1 protein-coding gene is annotated in these 2,990 nt (G+C 70.9%); it reads left to right on the forward strand.

Annotated elements, in window-relative coordinates; translation table 11 throughout:
• Positions 1–2,990, forward strand: a 2,990-nt coding sequence (locus tag AC1D15_RS24730; protein WP_477828056.1) for an efflux RND transporter permease subunit, incomplete at both ends; no start/stop codon positions are given.

Consider the following 2,990-nt stretch of genomic DNA (forward strand, 5'->3'; position numbering starts at 1 on the left):
CACGTGGTCAGCACGGTGCGCACCGGCAACGTCATCCTGCAGGTGACGGTGCACGAGAGCGTGCCCGACCTGCCCACGGTCTGGCAGAAGCTGCGCGCCAAGGTGGCCGAGGTGTCGCCGCAGTTCCCGGAAGGCACGCTGCCGGCGGACATCAACGACGACTTCGGCCGCGTGGCGGTGGCTTCCATCGCCGTCACCGCACCCGGCTTCTCGATGAGCGAGATGCGCCAGCCGCTCAAGCAACTGCGCGACCGGCTGTACGAGCTGCCGGGCGTGCAGAGCGTCAGCTTCCACGGCCTGCAGGACGAGCGCGTCTACATCGAGTTCGACCGCGCGCGCCTCGCGGGCCTGGGCCTGGGTGCGCCGGCCGTGCTGCAGCAGCTGCAGCAGCAGAACGTCGTGCTCTCCGGTGGCCAGGCGGTGCTGGGCGGCCTGAACGCCGCACTGGTGGCCTCGGGCGAGATCACCTCGCTGGAGGCGCTGCGCAACGTCGTGCTGAGCGTGCCCGAACGCAGCGGCCGCAACGACTCGAGCGTGCGCCTGTCGGACATCGCCAGCATCCGCGTGCTGCCGGCCGATCCGCCGGAATCGGCCGCGGTCTACCAGGGCGAGCCGGCCGTGGTGCTGGGGGTCTCGATGCGCGCCGGCCGGAACGTGCAGGCCTTCGGCCAGGCGCTGAAGGCGCGCGTCGCCGAACTGCAGCAGTTGCTGCCGGCCGGCTTCACGCTCGAGTACGTGACCTTCCAGGCCGACGTGGTCGAGCGCGAGATGGGCAAGATGAACCGCGTGATGGGCGAGACCATCGTCATCGTGATGGCGGTCGTCGTGCTGTTCCTGGGCTGGCGCGCCGGCCTCGTGGTCGGCAGCATCGTGCCGCTGACCATCCTGGGCACGCTGGTCGCGATGCAGATGCTGTCGATCGAGCTGCACAACGTCTCGATGGCGGCCATCATCATCGCGCTCGGCCTGCTGGTGGACAACGGCATCGTGATCGCCGAAGACATCGAACGGCGCCTGGCGGCCGGCGAGGACCGTCGCCAGGCCTGCATCGATGCGGGCCGAACGCTGGCCATCCCGCTGCTCACCTCGTCGCTGGTGATCATCTTCGCGTTCTCGCCGTTCTTCTTCGGCCACACCTCGATCAACGAGTACCTGCGCCCGCTGGTGATCGTGCTCGCGCTGGCGCTGCTGGGCTCGTGGCTGTTCTGCCTGACGGTGACGCCGCTGCTGTGCTATCACTTCCTGAAGCCGTCCCACCCCGCGGGGCCGGCCGAATCGAACCCCGAGTCGCGCTTCTACCGCGGCTACCGGCATGTCATCGGCAAGGTGCTCGACCACAAGGCGATGTTCCTGGTCGCGATGGGCGTGATGTTCACGGCGGCGATGCTGATGCTGGCGAGCGTGCCCGCCGGCTTCCTGCCGCCTTCCGACCGGCCGCAGTACCAGATCGCCCTCGAATTGCAGCCCGGCAGCGACTCGCGCGCCACCCTCTCCACCGTGCAATCGGTCAGCCGCTGGCTGGCGGACAAGAACATCAATCCGGAGGTGACGACCAGCATCGGCTACGTGGCCGATGGCGGGCCGCGCATCATCCTCGGCCTGAACCCGCCGCTGCCGGCCTCGCACATCGGCTACTTCACCGTGGGCGTGAACGGCAAGGACGCGCTCGACCCGATGATCGAGCGCACCCGCGCCTGGCTGGCGCAGGCGCATCCGGAGCTGCGGGTCGATGTGAAGCGCTTCTCGCTCGGCTCCAGCGATTCCGGCACCGTGGCCTACCGCATCGCCGGCCCGGACGAGCGCGAGCTGCGCCGCCTGGGCGGGCAGCTGCAGGCCGCGCTGCGCGGCGTGCCCGGCGTGGTCGGCGTGCTCGACGACTGGGACGGCCGCGTGCCGCGCCTGGACGTGCAGATCGACCAGCGCAAGGCACGGCGCCTGGGCATCACCAGCGAAGACGTGGCCACCTCGCTGGGCGCGCGTTTCAGCGGCCTGGCCGTCTCGTCGCTGCGCGACGGCGACACGCTGGTGCCGCTGGTCGTGCGCGGCTCCGAGGCCGAGCGCCGGCGGCCCGAGGACCTGGCGAACAGCCTGATCTACCCCGCCTCCGGTGGCGCGCCGGTGCCGCTGTCGGCGGTGGCCACGCTCACGGTCGGCTCCGAGCCTTCGGTCATCCGCCGCCGCGACCTCTCGCGCACGCTGACCGTGCAGGGCCGCAGTGAGACACAGACCGCGCAGCAGGTGGTGGACCGCCTCGCGCCGACGGTGGCGGCGCTGGCGCTGCCGCCGGGCTACCGCATCGAGCTGGGCGCCGAGATCGAGGACGCGGCCGAGGCCAACACCGCGCTCGGCGACTACCTGCCGCACGCCGTGGTGGCGATGCTGATCCTCTTCGTCTGGCAGTTCGGCTCGTTCCGCAAGCTGGCGCTGATCCTGGCCATCATCCCGTTCGCGCTCATCGGCGTGGCACCCGCGTTGAAGCTCGCCGGCGAGCCGCTGGGCTTCATGGCCAACTTCGGCCTGCTGTCGCTGGCAGGCATCATCGTCAACAACGCGGTGCTGCTGCTCGAGCGCATCGAGGCCGAGCTGCATGCCGGCCGCCCGCTGCGCGAGGCGGTGGTGGCCTCGGCGGTGCAGCGGCTGCGGCCGATCGTGATGACCAAGCTGACCTGCGTCGCCGGCCTGGTGYCGCTGCTGCTGTTCGGCGGGCCGCTGTGGTCGGGCATGGCGGTCACCATCATCGGCGGCCTCGCATTGGGCACGCTGGTCACGCTCGGCCTGGTGCCGGTGCTCTACGAGCTGTTGTTCGGCGGACGGATGGCGCGCTGGTTGGCCCCGCCCTTGCTCGCGCTGCCGCTCATGCTCACCGCGGCAGGGCCGGCTCATTCCGCCGAGCCCGGCCTGAGCGGCGACGTCGGTGTCGGTGCGACGCGCGCGCAGACGCAGGTGCTCGGCGCGCCCGCCAAGACCGACGCCCTGCCCTACCTGAACGT

The organism is Rhizobacter sp. P2_H2 (assembly GCF_056403375.1).